Source organism: Streptomyces netropsis (assembly GCF_014203545.1).
Lineage (GTDB): Bacteria > Actinomycetota > Actinomycetes > Streptomycetales > Streptomycetaceae > Streptomyces > Streptomyces netropsis.
This window is the reverse complement of the sequence record NZ_JACHJG010000001.1, coordinates 788,346-808,671: the sequence shown is the minus strand read 5'-3', so window position 1 is coordinate 808,671 and position 20,326 is coordinate 788,346. Positions and strand designations below refer to the sequence as shown.

Genomic DNA, 20,326 nt, shown 5'->3' with positions numbered 1-20,326 from the left:
ACGACACCTCGCCGACAGGGAGAATCATCCCCATGGACAGCAGCGGTACGCGCCGTCAGAACACCCGGCGGAAGCTCTTCGAGGCGGCGGTCACCCTCATCGCCGAGCAGGGCTTCTCCTCCACCACGGTGGACGAGATCGCCGAACGGGCCGGCGTCGCCAAGGGCACGGTCTACTACAACTTCGCCAGCAAGTCCGTGCTGTTCGAGGAGCTGCTGCGGCACGGCATCGAGCTGCTGACCGACTCCCTGCAGCGGGCCGCCGACGAGAGCGCCGAACGCGGCGGCCGCAGGGTCGACGCGCTGGACGCGATGGTCCGGGCCGGGCTGGACTTCATCTCGCGCTATCCGGCGCTCACCCAGCTGTACGTGGCCGAGCTGTGGCGCACCAACCGGGCCTGGCAGTCGACGCTGATGCAGGTGCGGCAGAAGGCGATCGCGGTCATCGAGTCCGTGCTGCGGGAGGCGGTCGCCGCCGGTGAGCTGAGCCCGGAGATCGACGTGCCGCTGACGGCGTCGGCACTGTTCGGGATGGTGCTGGTGGCGGCCCTGGACTGGCAGTCGTACCAGCCGGAGCGGTCGGTCGAGGAGGTGCACTCGGCGCTGTCACGGCTGTTGCAGGGGCGGGTCGGCGGCGCCGGCCGCTGACGGGAGCGCACACGCGCGGACGGCGGGCGCCGGACGGAAACGGCGCTGTTCCGGTGCGGTCCGATCCCCCTCGGCCCGCACCGGAACAGCGTTCCCCCGTACTCCCCCGTGCTCCCCCGGTACTCCCCCGAACCCCCGGGCCTCCGCGTTTCCCCCGTGGAGACCCGGTTCTCCCCCGTCACGGCCGAGCCGTCGCGCCGTTCCGCCGCCCCGTGTCGGCGGTCCGGCGCTCCGGCTCTTCCGTGGGCACCACTCTTCCTTCCGCGCGGCCCCCGTCCCATCCGCGCAGCTACTCATCTCCGGTACTGAGTACGTGTACTCAAGCCTGAGCGTTCAGCCTCAGCGGCGGTGACGGCCGTGAGCGGCCGGACGGCCGGGGGAAGGCGCCGGGCGGCGGTGTCGGTGCCGCCGGATAAAGTCACTGGCATGGCACGGATTGTGGTGATCGGCGCCGGGATGGGCGCGATGGCAGCCGCCGCCCGGCTGGCCGTCGCGGGCCACCGGGTGGCGGTGTACGAGCGCGCGGCGACGCACGGTGGCGGCGTGGGGCGCTTCGAGCGGGACGGCTTCGTCTTCGACACGGGGCCGGGGCTGTTGCATCTGCCCGCCGTCTACCGCGACCTGTTCGTCAAGACGGGCAAGGAGCCGCTGGAGCGTTGCGTCGGCATGTCCCAGGTGGACCCGGCGAGCCGGCACGTCTTCGCGGACGGCACGGACGTCTCGCTGCCCAACGCCTCCCGGGCCGGGGTCGTCCGGGCGCTGGACGACGCGGTCGGCCCGGGCGCGGGCGAGCGCTGGAGCGACCTGGTCAACCGGGCGCGCGAGGTCTGGGACGCCACCCGCCGGCCGCTGCTGGAGGAGCCGCTGCGCGAGGACCACGCGGCCCTGGGCCAGGACCCCTACCCCGCGGTGCGCAAGCGCGGTCTGTTCAGGCGGCGCGGCCCGGTCACCCTCGCCTCCGTCGCGGAGCGGGAGCTCGGGGACGCGCGGCTGGCCGCCCTCCTGGAGAGCCACGCCCTGGCGTACGGACTGGACCCGCGCCGCGCCCCCGGGAGCGCGACCGTGCTGCCCTACATGGAGCAGACCTTCGGCAGTTGGTACGTGAGCGGCGGCGTGCGGGCGCTCGCCGACGCACTGTACGAGCGGTGCAGGGCCCGCAAGGTGGAGTTCCACTTCGAGGCGGAGGTGGTCCGTCTGCTGGAGGAGGACGGGCGTGCCGCCGGGGTGGAGCTGGCCGACGGGAGCGTGGCCGAGGCGGACATGGTGGTCGCCGGGGTCTCGCCCGGGCGGCTGGCGGCGATCGCGCCGGGCGCGGCAGCGAAGCCCCAGGCGCCAGTGCCGCCCGGCAGGTTCACGGTCTTCCTCGCGCTGGGCGGGGCCCGGCCCGACGGCGTCGTCCACCGCACGGTGGTCCACACGGGCGACCGGGCGGCGGAGTTGGCCGCGGTCTTCGGCGACGACGACCGACCGGCCGCCGGGCGCGGTTCCGGTTCCGGTCGGGGGGACTACCGGCCGACGGTGACCGTGCTGCGTCCGGACGATCCGGCCACCCGGCCGGACGGCGGGCACGAGGCCGTCACGCTCGTCGCCACGGTCGCACCGCACGGACGCGTCGACTGGGCCGACGTGCCGACCGCCGACGGCTTCGCGGACCGGATGGTCGACGCCGCCGCGGCGGCCGTACCGGGGCTGCGGGAGCGGCTGCTGTGGCGGGAGGTCCGCACTCCGGCCGATACGGAAGCGGCCGTCGGAGCCGAGGGCGGCGGGGTGCCCGCGCCGGTGCTGGCGGGTGCGGACGGCGGCTTCCTCCGCCCCGGCAACGCGACCCCGGTGCCCGGTCTCCATCTCGCGGGCGGCTTCGCCCACCCCGGTGGCGGACTCGCCCACGCCGGAATGTCCGGGGCGCTGGTCGCCGGTCTCATCGTGTCCGGGGCGGACTGGCGCGGCTCGCAGTGAACGTCGCCTCCCGCACCCGCCGGGCGGGTGCGGGAGGCGAGGTGAGCTGTGGCCGTGCGTCAGTAGCGGTAGTGCTGCCCGTCGTAGCCGTGGCCCGGCAGCTGCTCGGGGTAGGGCGGCTGCTGCCCGGGGGGCGGCGGGGTGTCGTTGTCGCGCTGCTGCGGCACCCAGACACCGCCGGGCGGGGTGTCGATCTCGTACTGCTGCGGCATGCCGTACGCGTCGAGGGGATAGCCGGCGGGCGCAGCCGTGCCGTACTGCTGCTGCTGGGCGTAGGCGTCCTGCTGTCCGTAGCCCTCGTAGGTCTCGTAGGACTGCTGGCGATTGCCGATGTAGGGGTCGGAATAGGGCGCGTACTGCCCCTGCCCGTAGTCGAACTGGCCGGCATAGGCGCCCTGGTCGCTCTGGCCGCCCTGAACGGGGGCGCCGGGGACGTCGGGGGCCTGACCGCCGTACGGGTCGTAGGTGCCGAAGACGCTCGTGTCCTGGCCCTGGTCGTAACCGGTGGTGTCGCCGTAGCCGCCGTACGGACCGGGGGCGGCCTCGTCCGACGGTTCGGGGACGGGCTGGTGGGCCGCGTTGGGCAGCAGGGCGGGGCCCGGGTCGGCCTCGGGGACCGGGTGGACTTCGAGACCGGAGACCTCGAGGGTCGGCTCGGCGAGGGGGGCCGTGCCCCCGCCCCGGCGCCGGCGGCCGGCCCGGGTCTTCTCCGCGGCCGCGGACCCGGCCGCGGACTCCTTGCCGTCCCCGGCGTCGTCCTTGCCGCGGCGGATCGCCCAGCCGGTGGAGAAGCCGCGGCGGAACGAGAGCGTCACATACGTCTGTCCGATCGCGAAGGCGATCGCGCCCACCGCGATGACCACCACGGAGGGGATGAGCACGCCCACGACCACGCCGAGGAAGCCGAAGAAGGCGAGGAGCCGCCAGCGCAACCGCGCCTTGTACTGCAGCAGCACCTCGCCCAGCAGCCAGAGCGCGACGACGCCGAACGCGATGTAGAGGACCGTCCAGCCCATTAACGCCCCTCTCGTACAGCCGCCGTTCGCGGGCCGGCCGTCAGGACCGCTGGTGCAGTCCCAGATTCTCGTAGATTTCCAGAGTCGCCGTGGAGTGGTTCAGGGTAATGAAATGCAGCCCGGGAATCTCCTCGGCCATCAACCGAGTGCACAGCTGCGTGGCGTACTCGATCCCGATCGAGCGTACAGCCGCCGGGTCGTCCTTGACCGCGAGGATCCGTTCCGCCAGATCCGGCGGGAACGCCGCGTTGCTGAGCTGTGCGAATCGTTCGATCTGGCGCACATTCGTGACGGGCATGATTTCCGGGATGATCGGGGTGTCACAGCCCGCCGCCGCGACGCGGTCACGCAGCCGCAGATAGTCCTCGGGGTAGAAGAACATCTGGGTGATGGCGAAATCCGCACCCGCGCGGCACTTGTCCACGAAGTGCCCGATATCGGTTTCCCAGTCGGTGGAGCGTGGGTGCATCTCGGGGAAGGCAGCGACGCCGACGCAGAAGTCGCCGGACTCCTTGATGAGCCGCACCAGGTCGGCGGCGTGGTCGATGCCCTTCGGGTGGCGCACCCAGTCGCCCATGGGGTCGCCGGGCGGGTCGCCCCGCAGGGCGAGCATGTTGCGGATGCCGACGTCGGCGTACTGGCCGATGACGTTGCGGAGTTCGGCCGTGGAGTGGTTGACCGCCGTCAGGTGCGCGACGGGGGTGAGGGTGGTGTCGGTCGCGATGCGCTCGGTCGCCCGCACGGTGCCCTCACGGGAGGAGCCGCCCGCACCGTAGGTCACGGAGACGAACGTGGGCGCGACGGCCTCGATGCGGCGAATGGCGTTCCACAGCGTCCGCTCGCCCTTCTCGGTCTTCGGAGCCGCGAACTCGAACGAATACGACCGCTCGCCTCGGGCGAGTAGCTCACGCACCGTGTGCGCATGGTCTGTCCTGGTGGAAGCAGTGCCAAGGGCCATACCGGCAAGTTAACCAGCGGTGCGGCGGACGCCCCAACCATTGTTTTCGATATGCCCTTTTCGCCCGACCACTGTCCACACCTTGGACATTCCGTGGAAATATCGTGGGCGTCCCACGGTCGGCCCGGGGGCTTTACCCCGCGTGGTCGCGCACGCGCTTCGCGAGCCGGGCCGCGGCCTCGCCCGGGTCGTCCGCCTCGGTGATCGCGCGCACCACGACGACCCGTCGGGCGCCCGCCTCGAGCACCTCGTCCAGATTGCCGGCGTCGATGCCGCCGATGGCGAACCAGGGCCGCACGGGGCCGGCGGCCTCCAGGGACGCGGCGTAGCGCACCAGGGACAGGCCGGGCGCGTGCCGGCCGGGCTTGGTCGGGGTCGGCCAGCAGGGGCCGGTGCAGAAGTAGTCGACACCGGGCTCGGCGGCCGCGGCGGCCACCTCCGCCTCGGCGTGCGTGGAGCGGCCGATCAGGACGTCGTCGCCGAGGATCGCCCGCGCGGCCGGCACCGGCAGGTCGCCCTGGCCCAGGTGGAGGACGTCGGCGCGGACGGCGTGCGCGACGTCGGCCCGGTCGTTCACCGCGAGGAGCCTGCCGTGGCGGCGGGCCGCCTCGGCGAAGACGGCGAGGTGCTCCAGCTCCTCCCCCGCCTCCATGCCCTTGTCGCGCAGCTGGATGATGTCGACGCCTCCGTCACCGAGCACGGCGTCCAGGAACTCCGGCAGGTCGCCCTGGCGCTTGCGGGCGTCGGTGCACAGATACAGCCGGGCGTCGGCGAGCCGCTCGCGTGCGGTGACGGACATGTGGTGGGTCCCCCCGGGTCGGCGGCGTACGGGCACGGGATGCTCCCCGTGCCCGTACGCCGGACGGTTTTCACTTCGCGTCTACGGCGCCTACGGGCGCGTCAGACGGCGAGCGCCTGGGCGCGGCGCTTCACCTCCGTGCCACGATTCTCGCGCAGCGCCTGCGCGGGAGTCCCGGGCAGGGTCGGGTCCGGGGTGAACAGCCACTCCAGCATTTCCTCGTCGCTGAAGCCGTCGTCCCGCAGCAGCGTCAGGGTCCCGGCCAGGCCCTTGACGACCTTGCCCTCGCCGACGAAGTCGGCGGGCACCTGGAGCACTCGGTTCTCGCCACGGCGCACGGCGATCAGCTGGCCTTCCTTGACCAGCTGCCGGACGCGCGTCACCTCGATATCGAGAATTTCGGCGATGTCGGGGAGGTTGAGCCAGGCGGGGACGAGAGCATCAATCTTTGCGTCAATCTCGGTCACGGGACAAGCCTGCCATCTAGGACTGACAGTGGGTAGCCGGGTTGACCCGAGCCGGGTCCGGAACCGTCCTCCTCAATCGCCGGACGGGCTTGGTTTTGGCTGGGCTCAGCCGAATCAAGCCCGTCCGGCGATTGAGGACGCGCCCGCAGGGCGCTCGCCGCCGCAGGCGGCACAGACGGCCCGTGGCCGAAGGTCCGCCGGACAGGCGAAGGGCACGTCAAAGAGCGGCGGTCTTCAGCGGCACGGACGCGTCCGCGGCCTTCGCCCGGTCGATGGCCGCGCCGCGCTCGATGAGCTTGCGTCCCTGGGCCAGGTCGCGGGGCCGGCCCACGGCCAGCAGGGCCACCAGGACGCCCGCGCGCAGCCAGCACACCGTCCAGGCGGCGCCGTCGGGATCGCCGCGCCACAGGAGCTCGTCGGCGGCCGCGTGGTGGCCCGCGTACTGCACGAAGCGGCCGAACTGCTCGGACCAGAAATAGGGCACCGGGTCGTAGACCGGGCCCTCGGCCGGGCCGTGGACGATGTTCGCGGCGACGGTCCGGGGGCCCTGGAGGGCGTTGTCCCAGTGGTGCACCAGCAGCCGCTCGCCGTAGCGGGCGGAGGGGAAGGACGCGCAGTCGCCGACGGCGTAGACGTCGGGCAGGGAGGTGCGCAGCCGGTCGTCGGTGACGACGGAGTGGTCCGCCGCGAGTTCGATGCCGGAGCCGGCCAGCCAGCCGGTCGTGGGCCGCGCCCCGATGCCGACGACCACCGCGTCCGCCACGAGGCGGGTGCCGTCGGCCAGCAGCACCGCGCCCGCTTCCACGGCGGCCACGCGCGCGCCGGTCAGCAGCCGGGCTCCGCTGTCGGCGTACCACTGGGCCATGTGGACGGCGACCTCGGGCGGCATGGCGCCCGCCAGCGGCAGCTCGGCGGCCTCCACGACCGTCACCCGGCAGCCCGCCTCGCGCGCGGCGGTCGCGAACTCCGCGCCGATCCAGCCCGCGCCGACCGCCACGATGTCGTGCTGCCGGGCCAGCACCGGGCGCAGCCGCTCGGCGTCGTCGAGGGTGCGCAGCAGGTGCACCCCGGGCACGCCCTCGCTGCCGGGCAGCGCGAGGGGCTCGGCGCCGGTGGCGACGACCAGCACGTCGTACGGCACGGGCCCGGCCTCGGTCTCCAGCAGGTGCTCGGCGGCGCGCAGGCCGGTGACCTCCCGCCCGAGTTCCAGCTCTATGCCGAGCGACTCGAAGTCCACCTCGAAGGCCGACCCCTCCGCCTTGCCGAGCAGGACGGCCTTGGAGAGCGGCGGCCGGTCGTACGGCTGGTGGGGTTCGGCTCCCAGGACGGAGATCGCGCCGCGCCAGCCCTGCTCGCGCAGGGCGACGGCGGTCTGCACCCCGGCCATCCCGGCGCCGACGATGACGACCCGCCGGTCGGTGGAGGTCTTCGCTGCTTTCCCGTGCTCGCTCACCCGATCACTGTAGGGCTGCGGCCGGTCCGTACCGGAGCACCCTGTACGGAGACCTCTGACACAGCGTCACAACGTTTGGCCGTCGGAGGCCGCAGAACGGTGCGAGGCTCCCCCGTCCGGCCGCCCTTCCGGTCCTTTCGCGGCGCGTACTAGGGTGGCCGTGCAAAGCACTCGCGGGAGCCCGGACGACCGGGCTGAGAGGGAGGCTGGACGGCCTCCGACCGTACGAACCTGATCCGGGTCATGCCGGCGAAGGGAGGGGCTGGACGCCCATGCACGCGTCTTCCACCATGCCCGAAGGTCCGGGCACGCCGTCGGACACCGTCTGCGACGTGCTCGTCGTCGGCGGCGGTGTCATCGGTCTCGTCACGGCGTGGCGCGCGGCGCAGCGCGGTCTGCGCACGGTCGTCGCCGACCCCGCGCCCGGCGGCGGTGCGGCCCTGGTCGCGGCGGGCATGCTGGCCGCCGTGACGGAGCTGCACCACGGCGAGCAGCGGCTGCTCGCCCTGAATCTGGCCTCCGCGCGGCGCTATCCGGCGTTCACGGCCGAGCTGGAGGAGGCGAGCGGCCAGGACACCGGCTACCGCGCCTGCGGCACGCTGGCCGTCGCCCTCGACGCCGACGACCGCGCCCATCTGCGTGAGCTGCACGCCCTCCAGCAGCGGTCCGGGCTGGACTCGCAGTGGCTGTCGGGGCGCGAGTGCCGCCGGCTGGAGCCGATGCTCGCGCCGGGGGTGAGCGGCGGTCTGCGCGTGGACGGCGACCACCAGACCGATCCCCGGCGGCTCGCGAAGGCCTTGCTCGTCGCCTGTGAGCGGGCCGGGGTGCGCTTCCACCGCGCGGAGGCGGCACGGATCACGCTCACGGGGGAGCGCGCCACCGGGGCCGTGCTCTCCGACGGCACCCGGGTCGCCGCCGGAGCGACCGTGCTCGCCGCGGGCAGCCACAGCGGCGCTCTCGCGGGGGTCCCCGAGCACGTCCTGCCCCCGGTCCGCCCGGTCAAGGGCCAGATCCTGCGGCTGCGGGTGCCCGGCCCGTACGCGCCCTTCCTCTCCCGGACCGTACGGGCGGTCGTCCGCGGCGGCCCCGTCTATCTGGTGCCGCGCGAGAACGGCGAGCTGGTCGTCGGCGCCACGACGGAGGAGCTCGGCTGGGACACCACCGTCACCGCCGGCGGTGTCTACGAGCTGCTGCGCGACGCCCACGAGCTGGTGCCCGGCATCACCGAGCTGCCCCTGGTCGAGACCCGCGCCGGGCTGCGCCCCGGCTCCCCCGACAACGCGCCGCTGCTCGGCCCGACCGAGCTGCCCGGCCTGCTCACGGCCACCGGCCACCACCGCAACGGCATCCTGCTCACCCCGCTGACCGGCGAGGTGATGGCCGAGGTGCTGACCACCGGACGGCTGCCCGAGACGGCCCTTCCCTTCTCCCCCCGACGCTTCTCGAACGCGCTCCAGGAGCTGCCCGCATGAACCCCACCGACCCCACCGACGGCCCCCGGGCCAACGTCGGCATCAGCGTCAACGGCGAGCGCCGCGAGGTTCCCCGGGGGCTGACCCTCGACGGCCTCGTGACGGCCCTCACCACCGCGCGCGCGGGCGTCGCCGCCGCCGTCAACGAGACCGTCGTCCCCCGCGGCCAGTGGCCCGCCACGACGCTCGGCGACGGTGACCGGGTCGAGGTCCTCACCGCCGTGCAGGGGGGCTGATCCGTACCGATGGCAGACGATCTGCTCACCATCGCGGGCACCGCGTTCTCCTCCCGGCTGATCATGGGGACGGGCGGGGCGCCCAGCCTCGACGTGCTGGAGCGCGCGCTGCTCGCCTCAGGCACCGAGCTGACCACGGTCGCCATGCGCCGCCTGGACGCCGGTGTGCGGGGCTCGGTGCTCTCCGTCCTGGAGAAGCACGGCATCCGCGTGCTGCCGAACACGGCGGGCTGCTTCACCGCCGGCGAGGCCGTCCTCACCGCGCGGCTGGCCCGGGAGGCGCTCGGCACGGACTGGGTCAAGCTCGAGGTGATCGCCGACGAGCGCACCCTGCTGCCCGACCCGATCGAGCTGCTGGACGCCGCCGAGATCCTGGTGGACGACGGCTTCACCGTCCTGCCGTACACCAACGACGATCCGGTCCTCGCCCGCAAGCTGGAGGACGTCGGCTGCGCCGCGATCATGCCCCTGGGCTCGCCCATCGGCTCCGGCCTCGGCATCCGCAACCCGCACAACTTCCAGCTGATCACCGAGCGCGCCGGGGTCCCGGTGATCCTCGACGCGGGCGCGGGCACGGCGTCCGACGCGGCGCTCGCGATGGAGCTGGGATGCGCGGCGGTGATGCTCGCCTCGGCCGTCACCCGCGCCCAGGAACCGGTCCTCATGGCGGAGGCCATGCGCCACGCGGTGAACGCGGGCCGCCTGGCCCACCGGGCGGGCCGCATCCCCCGCCGCCACTTCGCCGAGGCGTCTTCTCCTGCGGAGGGCTTGGCACGATTGGACCCGGAGCGTCCGGCGTTCTAGGGGGGCGGCACCCCGGGCCCCGGGCCCCGACGGCGGGAGGCCCGCCCGGATCCGCGCATCCCCGACCGCGCCCGGCCCCCGACCGCGGGAGGCCCCGGGACGCGCAGGGGGGTTGCGGGGCGTAAAGCGAAGCGGCCCCGCAACCCCCCGGAGCGGCCCGGGGCCGCACGGGACGACGGCGCGCAGCTCTCAGGGCCCTGGGCCCCCGGACGCGCGGCAGCCGAAAACGAACACGCGGCAGCGCCGTACACGACAACGGCAACCCGAATACGCAGGGGCAGCAGCCTGCTGAATGTCACCGTTCGGCTGCGGATGCCCGCCGTAGGCGCACCGCGTTCGACCTGCTCGCCGTGGCTCGTAGACTCGTATGCCGTGGATACGACCCTGGGGGACCCGCTCGTCGGGCACGTGCTCGACAGCCGCTACCGCGTCGAGGCGCGGATCGCCGTCGGTGGCATGGCCACGGTCTACCGGGCCGTCGACACCCGGCTCGACCGTGTGCTCGCGCTGAAGGTGATGCATCCCGGCCTCGCCGCCGACGAGGCCTTCGTGGAGCGCTTCATCCGTGAGGCCAAGTCCGTGGCGCGGCTCGACCACCCCAATGTGGTGGGTGTCTTCGACCAGGGCACCGACGGCGTCTACGTCTACCTGGCGATGGAGTACGTGGCCGGATGCACGCTGCGCGACGTGCTGCGCGAGCGCGGGGCGCTCCAGCCGCGCGCCGCACTCGACATCGCGGAGCCCGTGCTGGCCGCGCTCGGCGCCGCGCACCTGGCCGGGCTGGTCCACCGGGACATGAAGCCGGAGAACGTGCTGATCGGCGACGACGGCCGGGTCAAGGTCGCCGACTTCGGGCTCGTGCGGGCCGTGGACACCAACACCACGACCAACAGCGGGTCCGTGCTGGGCACCGTGTCGTATCTCGCGCCCGAGCAGCTGGAGCACGGCACCGCCGACACCCGCGCGGACGTCTACGCCTGCGGCGTCGTCCTCTACGAGATGCTCACCGGCGCCAAGCCGCACACCGGCAGCACCCCCGCCCAGGTCCTCTACCGGCACCTCCACGAGGACGTGCCGCCGCCGTCGGGTGCCGTCCCGGGGCTGGCGGCCGAGCTGGACGCCCTCGTGGCCGCCGCGACCGCGCGCGACCCGCGGCTGCGCCCGGCCGACGCGATCGCGCTGCTGGGGCTGGTCCGCGGGGTGCGCGAGAGCCTGTCCGACGAGCAGCTGGACGTGGTGCCGCCACGAGCCGCGGCCGACGGCCGCGACGAGGAGCCGGGCCCGGACCACGCCGGTTCCGAGGACCGTACGAGCGTGATCCCGCGGACCTCCGCGGCACCGCCCGCCCGCGGCGATGATGGCGATCAGCTCAACCACACCACGCGGCTGGAGCACGTACCCGCGCCGCCGCCCCCGCCGGTACCGCCGGGCGCCGCGCCGCGCGCGGGCCGGCCGCGCCCGCGTCGCGGGCTGATCGCCGTGCTCGCCGCCGTGCTGCTGGTGCTGGCGGGCACGGGTGTCTGGTACATCAACTCCGGCCAGTTCACGAAGGTCCCCGCCGTCCTGGACATGACGCGGGAGAAGGCCGAGCAGGAGCTGCGCGGAGCCGGTCTCGGGGTGAAGGTCAAGGAGGAGGTCAGCGACACGATCGAGCGCGGTCACGTCATCTCCACCGACCCCGGGCCGGGCGGACGCATCCGCAACACCGGCAAGGTGACGATCGTCCTGTCCAAGGGCCCCGCCCGGGCCGAGGTGCCCAATGTCGTGGGCATGCCCTTCGCCGCGGCGAAGCGGAAGATCGAGGGCGCGGGGCTGACGGTCGGCGAGGTCGGCCGGCAGTTCAGCGGGGAGACCCCGCAGAACTCGGTGCTCGCGACCGACCCGAGGCCGGGCGTGGAGCGCCGGCCGGGCACGGCCGTCGCCCTGACCGTCAGCAAGGGCGAGGCGCTGGACGTGCCGGACGTGAGCGGGTTGTCCATCGGGGACGCCACCTCCGCGCTGGAGGGCCGGGGTCTCAAGGTCAAGGTCGCGGACGACCCCGTCTTCTCCGACAAGGAGAAGGGCGCGGTGGCCGGCCAGTCCCCCGCCAAGGGCGAGCAGGCGGCCAAGGGCGACACGGTCACCATCACGGTCTCCAAGGGCAAGGAGATGGTCGAGGTCCCCGACGTCACCGGCCGGAGCGAGGCGGACGCGAAGAGGGCGCTGACGGCCGCGGGCTTCGCGGTGAAGGTGGACCGGCCGTTCCTCTTCCCCCGGGACTCGGTCGAGGGCCAGTCGGTCAAGGGCGGCGACAAGGCCCCCAAGGGCGACACCATCACCATCCGCCTCAAGGGCGGTCTCTGAGCCATGAATGAGCCCACGAACAAGGCCATGAACGAGGCCGTGAGCGAACCGCTGTCCGCGCGCACCCGTAACCCCGTCGGCGGCCACATCCCGGTGGCCGGCGGGCTGGCCAAGGTCGGTCTGCCGTACGCCCGGGAGATGGGCGCCGAGGCCGTGCAGGTCTTCGTCGCCAACCCGCGCGGCTGGGCGACCCCGCCCGGCAACGCCCGGCAGGACGAGGAATTCCGCGCCGCCTGCGCGGCCGAGTCCCTCCCCGTCTTCGTCCACGCCCCCTACCTGATCAACTTCGGGTCGCACACCGAGGCGACGGCGGAGAAGTCCGTGGAGTCGATGCGGCACTCACTGCGCCGGGGGCGGGCGATCGGGGCGCGCGGCGTCGTCGTCCACACCGGCTCGGCGACCGGCGGCCGGCCGCGCCACGAGGCCCTGGCGCAGGTCCACGAGCGGCTGCTGCCGCTGCTGGACGAGCTGACCCACGACGACGACCCGTGGCTGCTGCTGGAGCCGACGGCCGGTCAGGGCGCCTCGCTCTGCTCACTGGTGGCGGATCTCGGCCCGTACTTCGAAGCGCTGGAGCACCACCCGAAGCTCGGGGTCTGCCTGGACACCTGCCATGTCTTCGCGGCGGGGCACGACCTCGCCGAGACCGGCGGGATGAAGCGGACGCTCGACGAGCTGGTCTCCGTCGTGGGCGAGGGGCGGCTGCGGCTGATCCACGCGAACGACTCCCAGGAGGCCGTCGGCGCGCACCGGGACCGGCACGAGAACATCGGTTCCGGCCATATCGGCGCCGAGCCCTTCGCGGAGCTGTTCACGCACCCGGCGACCGAGGGGGTGCCGCTGACGATCGAGACGCCGGGCGGCACGGAGGGACACGCCGCGGACGTGGCGCGGCTGAAGGAACTGCGGGACGGCTGCGCCGGCTAGGCGGCGTGGCTGAGCTCAGCCACAACAAGCCCGTCCGGCGTTTGAGGACGTGCCCGCAGGGCGCCCGCCGCCGCAGGGGCACAGACGGCCCGCGGCCGAGGAACCGCCGGACGCCCCAGGACCGTACGCAAGGGCGAACCGTCACAGCTCCGGGCCGTCGCCGGGTTCCTCCTGGTAGGAGTAGCGCTGCTCGCGCCAGGGGTCGCCGACGTTGTGATAGCCGCGCTCTTCCCAGAAACCCCGGCGGTCGGTGGTCATGTATTCGACGCCGCGCACCCATTTGGGGCCCTTCCAGGCATACAGGTGCGGTACGACGAGCCGGACCGGGAAGCCGTGCTCGGCGGTGAGCGGTTCGCCGTCCTTGTGGGTGGCGAACATGGTCTTCTCGGCGGTGAAATCGGCAAGCCGCAGATTTGAGCTGAAACCGTACTCGGCCCACACCATCACATGCGTGACCTCGGGTGCGGGCGGTGCGAGTTCGAGGATCGTCCGGGCCGAAACGCCACCCCATTCCGCGCCGAGCATGCTGTACTTCGTGACGCAGTGCAGATCCGCGACGACCGTCGAATACGGCAGGGCGGAGAAGTCGTCATGGTTCCAGCAGCGCTTGTCACCGTCGGCGGTCGAACCGAAGACGCGGAACTCCCAGCGGTCGGGCTTGAACTTCGGCACCGGTCCGTAGTGCGTCACCGGCCAGCCGCGCTGGAGACGCTGCCCCGGAGGCAGCTGAAGATGTTCCCCTTTGCGGCTTTCCGACTGACCCATGGGTCCATGGTGTCAGACCTTCCGCTGTGGTGATGACCAGGGGTTCCGCTATTGGGGCAACTCCCACTAAGTGTGCACTTACTGGACGCTTTCGAGGGGCGGTGCGAGGATGCGGCCTACCTGCCAGTCATCCTCTTGGAAGGAGCCTCTGCAATGCAGGGCGACCCCGAGGTCATCGAATTTCTCAATGAACAGCTGACTGCCGAGCTGACGGCCATCAACCAGTACTTCCTGCACGCGAAGATGCAGGAGAACTTCGGCTGGCCCAAGCTCGCGAAGCACACCCGGGCCGAGTCGTTCGACGAGATGAAGCACGCGGAGATCCTGACCGATCGGATCCTGTTCCTGGACGGGCTACCGAACTACCAACGGCTCTTCCACGTCCGGATCGGGCAGACGGTGACCGAGATGTTCCAGGCCGACCGGCAGGTGGAGGTCGAGGCCATCGACCGCCTCAAGCGCGGCGTCGAGGTCATGCGGGCCAAGGGCGACATCACCTCGGCGAATATCTTCGAGTCGATCCTCGAGGACGAGGAGAGTCACATCGACTATCTCGACACCCAGCTGGACCTGGTCGAGAAGCTCGGCGAGCCGCTGTACCTCGCCCAGCTGATCGAGCAGCCGGACAGCTGAGTCAGGCCGCCTGCGCCTCGGGTATCGCGGTCAGCCCGGCGCCGAGCACCTCCGGGTCGCCCTGATCGGCGAGCTCCCGGCGGGGGCACGCGCCACGCCCGAGGATGCCCTGGATGCGGCGGACACAGCTGCCGCAGTCGGTGCCGGCCTTGCTTACGGAGGCTATCTGCCGGGGGGTGCACGCCCCCCGGTCCGCGTGCTCGCGCACCTGCTGCTCGGTGATCCCGAAACATGAGCAGACGTACACGCGGTTCACCGCCTCACCGGGTTGATCAATAAGGTTACCCTTACCTTACCCGGCCCGGTCGGGGCTTGACAACGCAGTGGGGCGCGGATCACTTCGATCCGCGCCCCACTGTTCGTTCCGCCGGGTTTTTTACTGGTCCCGGTACATTTCCGCGACCAGGAACGCCAGGTCCAGGGACTGGCTGCGGTTGAGGCGCGGGTCGCACGCCGTCTCGTAGCGCTGGTGCAGATCGTCGACGAAGATCTCGTCGCCGCCGCCCACGCACTCCGTGACGTCGTCGCCGGTCAGCTCGACGTGGATGCCGCCCGGGTGGGTGCCGAGGCCCTTGTGGACCTCGAAGAAGCCCTTGACCTCGTCGAGCACGTCGTCGAAGCGGCGGGTCTTGTGGCCCGAGGCCGCCTCGAAGGTGTTGCCGTGCATCGGGTCGCTGATCCAGACGACCTGCGCACCGGACGCCGTGACCTTCTCGACCAGGGTCGGGAGCTTGTCCCGGATCTTGTCGGCACCCATGCGGGTGATGAAGGTGAGCCGGCCCGGCTCGCGCTCGGGGTCGAGCCGCTCGATGAGGGTCAGCGCGTCCTCGGGCGTCGTCGTCGGGCCGAGCTTCACACCGATCGGGTTGCGGATCTTCGACGCGAACTCGATGTGCGCGCCGTCGAGCTGCCGGGTGCGCTCACCGATCCACACCATGTGGCCCGAGACGTCGTACAGATCGCCGGTGCGCGAGTCGACACGGGTCAGCGCCGACTCGTAGTCGAGGACGAGCGCCTCGTGCGACGAGAAGAACTCGACCGTCTTGAACTCCTCCGGGTCCACCCCGCAGGCGTTCATGAAGTTCATCGCGCGGTCGATCTCGCGGGCGAGCGCCTCGTAGCGCTGCCCGGAGGGGGACGACTTCACGAAGTCCTGGTTCCAGGCGTGCACCTGGCGCAGGTCCGCGTAGCCACCGGTGGTGAAGGCGCGGACCAGGTTCAGGGTGGAGGCGGAGGCGTTGTACATCCGCTTCAGCCGCTGCGGGTCCGGCGTACGGGCTTCGGGGGTGAAGGCGAAGCCGTTGACGGAGTCACCGCGGTAGGTCGGCAGGGTCACGCCGTCGCGGGTCTCGGTCGGCTTCGAGCGGGGCTTGCTGTACTGGCCGGCGATGCGGCCCACCTTCACGACGGGCACCGACCCGGCGTAGGTCAGCACGGCGCCCATCTGCAGCAGCGTCTTCAGCTTGTTGCGGATCTGGTCGGCGCCGACGGCGTCGAAGGCCTCCGCGCAGTCGCCGCCCTGGAGCAGGAACGCCTCACCACGGGCGACGGCTCCCAGGCGGTGGCGCAGCTGGTCGCACTCGCCCGCGAAGACGAGCGGCGGATAGGACTCGAGCTCGGCGATCACATCGCGCAGAGCCTCTTGATCCGGCCAGTCAGGCTGCTGCGCCGCGGGCAGGGAGCGCCAGGTGTTGCCACCGGCGTGGAGTTCAGCGTTCACGGTCACACTCCAACATTACGGGGTCGATGCATCTGTCCATCCGCCGGGACCGACATCTGAGACGGTCCGCACTCGGATGTCGGGCTTCCGGTAGGGTGCGCAGCATGTTCGCGCCGATGACCCAGAACTGGTGGTGGACCGCTCTCAGGCGGCCCACTGATCGCGCGTAGCAGCACACTCACCGCGAAGGCCGCCCCGAGGGGCGGCCTTCCGTGTTTCGCGGGCCGTTCCCTCCTCCCACCGGAAGGAACTCCTCAGATGCCCGACACCTCCGCTCTCCTCGCACGGCTGACCGACCCCGCCTGCCCGCCCTTCGCCCTGCTGCGCCGCAGCACCCCGGGCCGCCCGCACAGCGCGGCGGCCGACCGCGTCGAGCTGCTGCTCGGCCCCGTGGACGAGGCCGGGCGCCTGACCGACATCCCCTTGCCGTCCGGCGTCCCCGCCGGGGGCGCCCCCGCGCACGACGCGCTCGCGCTCGTGCCGTTCCGGCAGATCCGCGAGCGCGGCTTCGAGGTCCGCGACGACGGGACCCCGCTGCTGGTGCTGCGGCCCGAGGAGTCGTACGCGCTGCCGCTCGCCGAGGTCCTCGCCGCGCTGCCCGCGCACGAGGTGCGGGTCGACGGCGGGGCCTTCGACGTGAGCGACGAGGAGTACGCGCGGATCGTCGAGCGGGTGATCGAAGACGAGATCGGTACGGGCGAGGGGGCCAATTTCGTCATCCGGCGGAACTTCGAGGGTGAGATCCACGGCTTCGGGGCGGCCGACGCGCTGGCCCTCTTCCGGCGGCTGCTGGCCGGAGAGCGCGGCGCCTACTGGACGTACGTCGTGCACACGGGCGACCGGACGCTGGTGGGGGCCAGCCCGGAGGTGCACGTACGGATGACCGGCGGGACGGTCGTGATGAACCCGATCAGCGGCACGTACCGCTACCCCGCCGAGGGCCCCACGGCCGAGGGGCTGCTGGCCTTCCTGCACGACCGCAAGGAGGTGGAGGAGCTGTCCATGGTGGTGGACGAGGAACTGAAGATGATGTGCACGGTCGGCGACATGGGCGGCGTGGTGGTCGGCCCCCGGCTGAAGGAGATGGCCCATCTCGCGCACACCGAGTACGAGCTGCGCGGGCGCTCCTCGCTGGACGTGCGGGACGTGCTGCGGGAGACGATGTTCGCGGCGACCGTGACCGGCTCGCCGGTGCAGAACGCCTGCCGGGTCATCGGGCGGTACGAGCCGCACGGGCGCGGCTACTACGCGGGGGCGCTCGCCCTGATCGGCCGGGACGCGGCGGGCGCGCAGACGCTCGACTCGCCGATCCTCATCCGGACCGCCGACATCGACCGGCGCGGCCGGCTGCGGGTAGCGGTCGGCGCCACGCTCGTACGTCACTCGGACCCCGCCGGCGAGGTCGCCGAGACGCACGCCAAGGCCGCCGGCGTGCTGGCGGCGCTCGGCGTCCGGGACGCGCGGGGGTCCGCGCCGGCGGGGCCCTCGGCCCGGCTCGGTGACGACCCGCGCGTACGGGCCGCGCTCGACGCCCGGCGCGCGGACCTGGCGCCGTTCTGGCTGCGCATGCAGGCCACGTCGTCGACGGCGAAGCTGTCGGGGCACGCGCTCGTCGTCGACGGCGAGGACACCTTCACGGCGATGCTGGCGCATCTGCTGCGCACGTCGGGCCTGTCCGTCACGGTGCGCCGTTACGACGAGCCGGGCCTGCGGGACGCGGCGCTGCGCCACGAGGGCCCCGTGGTGCTGGGGCCCGGCCCCGGCGATCCGTCGGACTCGGCCGACCCCAAGATGCGGCTGCTGCGCGGGCTCGCGGCGGAGCTGCTGCGCGAGCACCGGCACGGGGTGCTGGGGGTGTGCCTGGGCCACGAGCTGATCGCGGCGGAGCTGGGCCTGGAGATCGTCCGCAAGGCGTACCCGGCCCAGGGCGCGCAGCAGCGGATCGACTTCTTCGGGCGCCCGGAGACGGTCGGCTTCTACAACACGTTCACGGCGCGCTGCACGGACACGGCGCAGGCGGAGCTGGCGATGCACCGGGTGGAGGTCAGCCGGGACGCCTCCGGCGAGGTTCACGCGCTGCGGGGGCCCACGTTCGCGGGTGTGCAGTTCCACCCGGAGTCGGTGCTGACGCTGAACGGTGCGCCGATCGTGGCGGATCTGCTGGCATCGGTGCTGGTCTAGGACGCCTTTGTCCTCGATCGCCGGACGGGCGACGGCCGACGCCGGCCGTATCAAGCCCGTCCGGCGATTGAGGACACAGCACAGCAAGCCCGTCCGGCGATTGAGGACACAGCACAGCAAGCCCATCCGGCGATCGAGGACACCCGGCGGTAGCCGGGATCTCAGCCGAAGAGCACCTTCGCCTCCTCGTACCGATCAGCCGGCACCGTCTTCAAACGGGCCGTCGCCTCGCCGAGAGGCACCCGCACGATGTCCGTGCCCCGCAGCGCCACCATCGTCCCGAAGTCACCGTCCCGCACCGCGGAGATCGCGTGCAGCCCGAACCGCGTCGCCAGCCACCGGTCGAACGCGCTCGGGGTGCCGCCGCGCTGGACGTGGCCCAGCACTATCGTGCGCGCCTCCTTGCCGGTGCGGCGCTCGATCTCGCCCGCCAGCCACTCCCCCACCCCGGAGAGGCGGACGTGGCCGAAGGCGTCCTCGGCGGCGGCGTTCTTGAGGACGAGGTCGCCGTCCTTCGGCATGGCGCCCTCCGCGACGACGACGATCGGGGCGTAGCTGGCGCGGAAGCGGGAGGTGACCCAGCCGCACACCTCGTCGAGGTCGAAGCGGTGCTCGGGGATGAGGATGACGTTGGCGCCGCCGGCCATGCCGGAGTGCAGGGCGATCCAGCCGGCGTGCCGGCCCATGACCTCCACGACGAGGACGCGCATGTGCGATTCGGCGGTGGTGTGCAGCCGGTCGATGGCCTCGGTGGCGATGTTGACGGCGGTGTCGAAGCCGAAGGTGTAGTCCGTGGCGGAGAGGTCGTTGTCGATGGTCTTGGGGACGCCGACGCACCGGATGCCGTACTCGGCGCAGAGCCGGGCGGCGACGCCGAGGGTGTCCTCGCCGCCGATGGCGATCAGGGCGTCCACCCGGTCCTTGGCGAGGTTGTCCTTGATCCGGCGGACGCCGTCCGCTTCGTTGAAGGGGTTGGTCCGCGACGATCCGAGCACGGTGCCGCCGCGCGGCAGGATGCCGCGCACGGCCGGGATGTCGAGGCGCGTCGCCCTGCCCTGGAGCGGCCCGCGCCAGCCGTCCTTGTAGCCGAGGAATTCGTAGTCGTAACGCTGGACGCCCTTGCGGACGACGGCGCGGATGACCGCGTTGAGCCCGGGGCAGTCACCGCCACCGGTCAGTACTCCGACCCGCATGACACCTTCCCTTCAGCCGGGTACGCCCGGCCGCGAAGGGTCAGGCGTCGTCGAGACCTCGCTCTATCGCGTAGCGCACGAGCTCCACGCGGTTGTGCAACTGGAGCTTGCCCAAGGTGTTCTGAACATGGTTCTGCACCGTGCGGTGGGAAATAACCAGCCGCTCGGCGATCTGTTTGTAGGAGAGGCCCTTGGCGACGAGGCGCAGCACCTCGGTCTCCCGGTCGGTGAGCCGGGGGGCCTTCGGCTCGTCGGGGGCGGCGGGGGCCGGGTCGGAGGCGAGTCGGCGGTACTCGCCGAGCACCAGTCCGGCCAGCCCGGGGGTGAAGACGGGGTCGCCGACGGCGGTCCGGCGCACGGCGTCCACCAGCTCCTCCGTGCTGGCCGACTTCAGCAGATAGCCGGTCGCCCCGGACTTCACCGCCTCCAGGACGTCCTGGTGCTCGCCGCTGGCGGAGAGCACCAGGACGCGCAGCGCGGGGTTCTCCCCGACCAGCTCCTTGCAGACGGCCACGCCGGGCAGACCGGGCAGATTGAGGTCCAGGACGAGGACGTCGGGGACCACGGCCTGGGCGCGCCGGACCGCCTGCGGGCCGTCCCCGGCGGTGGCCACGACGTCGAACCCGGCGGCGGCCAGGTCGCGGGCGACCGCGTCCCGCCACATGGGGTGGTCGTCGACCACCATGACCCGTACGGCCTGCTCTTCACTCATCGGACTTCACTCATCGCTCGTCACCCGCACCGGGCTCGTCGCCC

The 20,326-nt window shown here is 72.5% G+C and carries 19 protein-coding genes and 1 riboswitch; of the genes, 9 read left to right on the top strand and 10 right to left on the bottom strand.

Annotation, left to right across the window (positions count from 1 at the left end):
- The first annotated feature begins 32 nt into the window (after positions 1-32).
- Entirely contained in the window at positions 33-647 is a 615-nt protein-coding gene (locus FHS38_RS03675) for a TetR/AcrR family transcriptional regulator (protein WP_184730536.1), read from the top strand.
- A gap of 426 nt (positions 648-1,073) precedes the next feature.
- Positions 1,074-2,603 carry a phytoene desaturase family protein gene (locus tag FHS38_RS03670; protein WP_184730534.1) on the top strand — a complete coding sequence of 510 codons (1,530 nt, stop codon included), beginning with the start codon at positions 1,074-1,076 and terminating at the stop codon, positions 2,601-2,603.
- Between the two features lie 59 nt (positions 2,604-2,662).
- On the opposite strand, the gene FHS38_RS03665 is transcribed toward FHS38_RS03670, so the two are convergent.
- From FHS38_RS03665 to FHS38_RS03645, 5 genes are all read right to left on the bottom strand, one after another.
- Positions 2,663-3,619 (bottom strand): hypothetical protein, encoded by a 957-nt coding sequence (locus FHS38_RS03665; RefSeq protein ID WP_184730531.1) that lies wholly within the window; start codon positions 3,617-3,619, stop codon positions 2,663-2,665.
- Positions 3,620-3,659: 40 nt separating this feature from the next.
- A complete protein-coding gene (gene metF, locus FHS38_RS03660) occupies positions 3,660-4,577 on the bottom strand; it encodes a methylenetetrahydrofolate reductase [NAD(P)H] (protein ID WP_184730530.1) in 918 nt (305 codons plus the stop codon).
- Between the two features lie 133 nt (positions 4,578-4,710).
- The gene (thiE, locus tag FHS38_RS03655; RefSeq protein WP_184730528.1) at positions 4,711-5,376 is read right to left on the bottom strand and encodes a thiamine phosphate synthase; all 666 of its coding nucleotides are present in this window, start codon (positions 5,374-5,376) and stop codon (positions 4,711-4,713) included.
- Between the two features lie 101 nt (positions 5,377-5,477).
- Complete coding sequence (locus FHS38_RS03650; protein ID WP_184730526.1) at positions 5,478-5,843, bottom strand: Rv2175c family DNA-binding protein; 366 nt, start codon at positions 5,841-5,843, stop codon at positions 5,478-5,480.
- 217 nt (positions 5,844-6,060) lie between these two features.
- On the bottom strand, positions 6,061-7,296 hold the full coding sequence (locus FHS38_RS03645) for an NAD(P)/FAD-dependent oxidoreductase (RefSeq protein WP_184730524.1): 1,236 nt from the start codon (positions 7,294-7,296) through the stop codon (positions 6,061-6,063).
- Positions 7,297-7,459: 163 nt separating this feature from the next.
- A riboswitch (TPP riboswitch) is annotated at positions 7,460-7,571 on the top strand.
- Between FHS38_RS03645 and thiO the strand changes: the two genes are divergently transcribed.
- The 5 genes from thiO to FHS38_RS03620 all read left to right on the top strand — a co-directional run bounded on the left by thiO (position 7,569) and on the right by FHS38_RS03620 (position 13,078).
- On the top strand, positions 7,569-8,768 hold the full coding sequence (gene thiO, locus FHS38_RS03640; protein WP_229821859.1) for a glycine oxidase ThiO: 1,200 nt from the start codon (positions 7,569-7,571) through the stop codon (positions 8,766-8,768). It overlaps the preceding riboswitch by 3 nt.
- The gene (gene thiS, locus FHS38_RS03635) at positions 8,765-9,004 is read left to right on the top strand and encodes a sulfur carrier protein ThiS (RefSeq protein ID WP_184730522.1); all 240 of its coding nucleotides are present in this window, start codon (positions 8,765-8,767) and stop codon (positions 9,002-9,004) included. Before thiO ends, thiS begins: the two co-directional genes overlap by 4 nt.
- A gap of 9 nt (positions 9,005-9,013) precedes the next feature.
- The gene (locus FHS38_RS03630; RefSeq protein WP_184730520.1) at positions 9,014-9,808 is read left to right on the top strand and encodes a thiazole synthase; all 795 of its coding nucleotides are present in this window, start codon (positions 9,014-9,016) and stop codon (positions 9,806-9,808) included.
- Positions 9,809-10,180: 372 nt separating this feature from the next.
- On the top strand, positions 10,181-12,151 hold the full coding sequence (pknB, locus tag FHS38_RS03625; RefSeq protein WP_184730518.1) for a Stk1 family PASTA domain-containing Ser/Thr kinase: 1,971 nt from the start codon (positions 10,181-10,183) through the stop codon (positions 12,149-12,151).
- 27 nt (positions 12,152-12,178) lie between these two features.
- A complete protein-coding gene (locus FHS38_RS03620; protein ID WP_184731128.1) occupies positions 12,179-13,078 on the top strand; it encodes a deoxyribonuclease IV in 900 nt (299 codons plus the stop codon).
- A gap of 141 nt (positions 13,079-13,219) precedes the next feature.
- Here FHS38_RS03620 and FHS38_RS03615 read toward each other — a convergent pair whose 3' ends face one another.
- Positions 13,220-13,843, bottom strand: a complete 624-nt coding sequence (locus FHS38_RS03615; protein WP_184730516.1) for a sulfite oxidase-like oxidoreductase — start codon at positions 13,841-13,843, stop codon at positions 13,220-13,222.
- A 153-nt stretch (positions 13,844-13,996) separates the two neighbouring features.
- On the opposite strand from FHS38_RS03615, the gene bfr reads away from it, so the two are divergent.
- Positions 13,997-14,476 carry a bacterioferritin gene (gene bfr / locus FHS38_RS03610; protein ID WP_130877354.1) on the top strand — a complete coding sequence of 160 codons (480 nt, stop codon included), beginning with the start codon at positions 13,997-13,999 and terminating at the stop codon, positions 14,474-14,476.
- 1 nt (position 14,477) lies between these two features.
- Here bfr and FHS38_RS03605 read toward each other — a convergent pair whose 3' ends face one another.
- Both FHS38_RS03605 and FHS38_RS03600 read right to left on the bottom strand, forming a co-directional pair.
- Entirely contained in the window at positions 14,478-14,732 is a 255-nt protein-coding gene (locus FHS38_RS03605; protein ID WP_184730514.1) for a (2Fe-2S)-binding protein, read from the bottom strand.
- Between the two features lie 120 nt (positions 14,733-14,852).
- The gene (locus tag FHS38_RS03600) at positions 14,853-16,202 is read right to left on the bottom strand and encodes a class II 3-deoxy-7-phosphoheptulonate synthase (protein WP_184730512.1); all 1,350 of its coding nucleotides are present in this window, start codon (positions 16,200-16,202) and stop codon (positions 14,853-14,855) included.
- Positions 16,203-16,454: 252 nt separating this feature from the next.
- On the opposite strand from FHS38_RS03600, the gene FHS38_RS03595 reads away from it, so the two are divergent.
- Complete coding sequence (locus tag FHS38_RS03595) at positions 16,455-18,377, top strand: anthranilate synthase family protein (RefSeq protein ID WP_184730510.1); 1,923 nt, start codon at positions 16,455-16,457, stop codon at positions 18,375-18,377.
- Between the two features lie 161 nt (positions 18,378-18,538).
- Here FHS38_RS03595 and FHS38_RS03590 read toward each other — a convergent pair whose 3' ends face one another.
- The gene (locus FHS38_RS03590; protein WP_184730508.1) at positions 18,539-19,570 is read right to left on the bottom strand and encodes a 6-phosphofructokinase; all 1,032 of its coding nucleotides are present in this window, start codon (positions 19,568-19,570) and stop codon (positions 18,539-18,541) included.
- A 40-nt stretch (positions 19,571-19,610) separates the two neighbouring features.
- Positions 19,611-20,282 (bottom strand): response regulator, encoded by a 672-nt coding sequence (locus tag FHS38_RS03585; protein WP_184730506.1) that lies wholly within the window; start codon positions 20,280-20,282, stop codon positions 19,611-19,613.
- Between the last annotated feature and the right edge of the window lie 44 nt (positions 20,283-20,326).

Bases quoted from the DNA above. Each gene is read 5' to 3' on its own strand.
- FHS38_RS03620 (WP_184731128.1), top strand. From the start codon at position 12,179: ATGAACGAGGCCGTGAGCGAACCGCTGTCCGCGCGCACCCGTAACCCC.
- thiS (WP_184730522.1), top strand. From the start codon at position 8,765: ATGAACCCCACCGACCCCACCGACGGCCCCCGGGCCAACGTCGGCATC.
- FHS38_RS03595 (WP_184730510.1), top strand. From the start codon at position 16,455: ATGCCCGACACCTCCGCTCTCCTCGCACGGCTGACCGACCCCGCCTGC.
- metF (WP_184730530.1), bottom strand. From the start codon at position 4,577: ATGGCCCTTGGCACTGCTTCCACCAGGACAGACCATGCGCACACGGTG.
- bfr (WP_130877354.1), top strand. From the start codon at position 13,997: ATGCAGGGCGACCCCGAGGTCATCGAATTTCTCAATGAACAGCTGACT.
- FHS38_RS03670 (WP_184730534.1), top strand. From the start codon at position 1,074: ATGGCACGGATTGTGGTGATCGGCGCCGGGATGGGCGCGATGGCAGCC.
- FHS38_RS03585 (WP_184730506.1), bottom strand. From the start codon at position 20,282: ATGAGTGAAGAGCAGGCCGTACGGGTCATGGTGGTCGACGACCACCCC.
- FHS38_RS03590 (WP_184730508.1), bottom strand. From the start codon at position 19,570: ATGCGGGTCGGAGTACTGACCGGTGGCGGTGACTGCCCCGGGCTCAAC.
- FHS38_RS03665 (WP_184730531.1), bottom strand. From the start codon at position 3,619: ATGGGCTGGACGGTCCTCTACATCGCGTTCGGCGTCGTCGCGCTCTGG.
- thiE (WP_184730528.1), bottom strand. From the start codon at position 5,376: ATGTCCGTCACCGCACGCGAGCGGCTCGCCGACGCCCGGCTGTATCTG.
- FHS38_RS03675 (WP_184730536.1), top strand. From the start codon at position 33: ATGGACAGCAGCGGTACGCGCCGTCAGAACACCCGGCGGAAGCTCTTC.
- FHS38_RS03615 (WP_184730516.1), bottom strand. From the start codon at position 13,843: ATGGGTCAGTCGGAAAGCCGCAAAGGGGAACATCTTCAGCTGCCTCCG.
- thiO (WP_229821859.1), top strand. From the start codon at position 7,569: ATGCACGCGTCTTCCACCATGCCCGAAGGTCCGGGCACGCCGTCGGAC.
- FHS38_RS03630 (WP_184730520.1), top strand. From the start codon at position 9,014: ATGGCAGACGATCTGCTCACCATCGCGGGCACCGCGTTCTCCTCCCGG.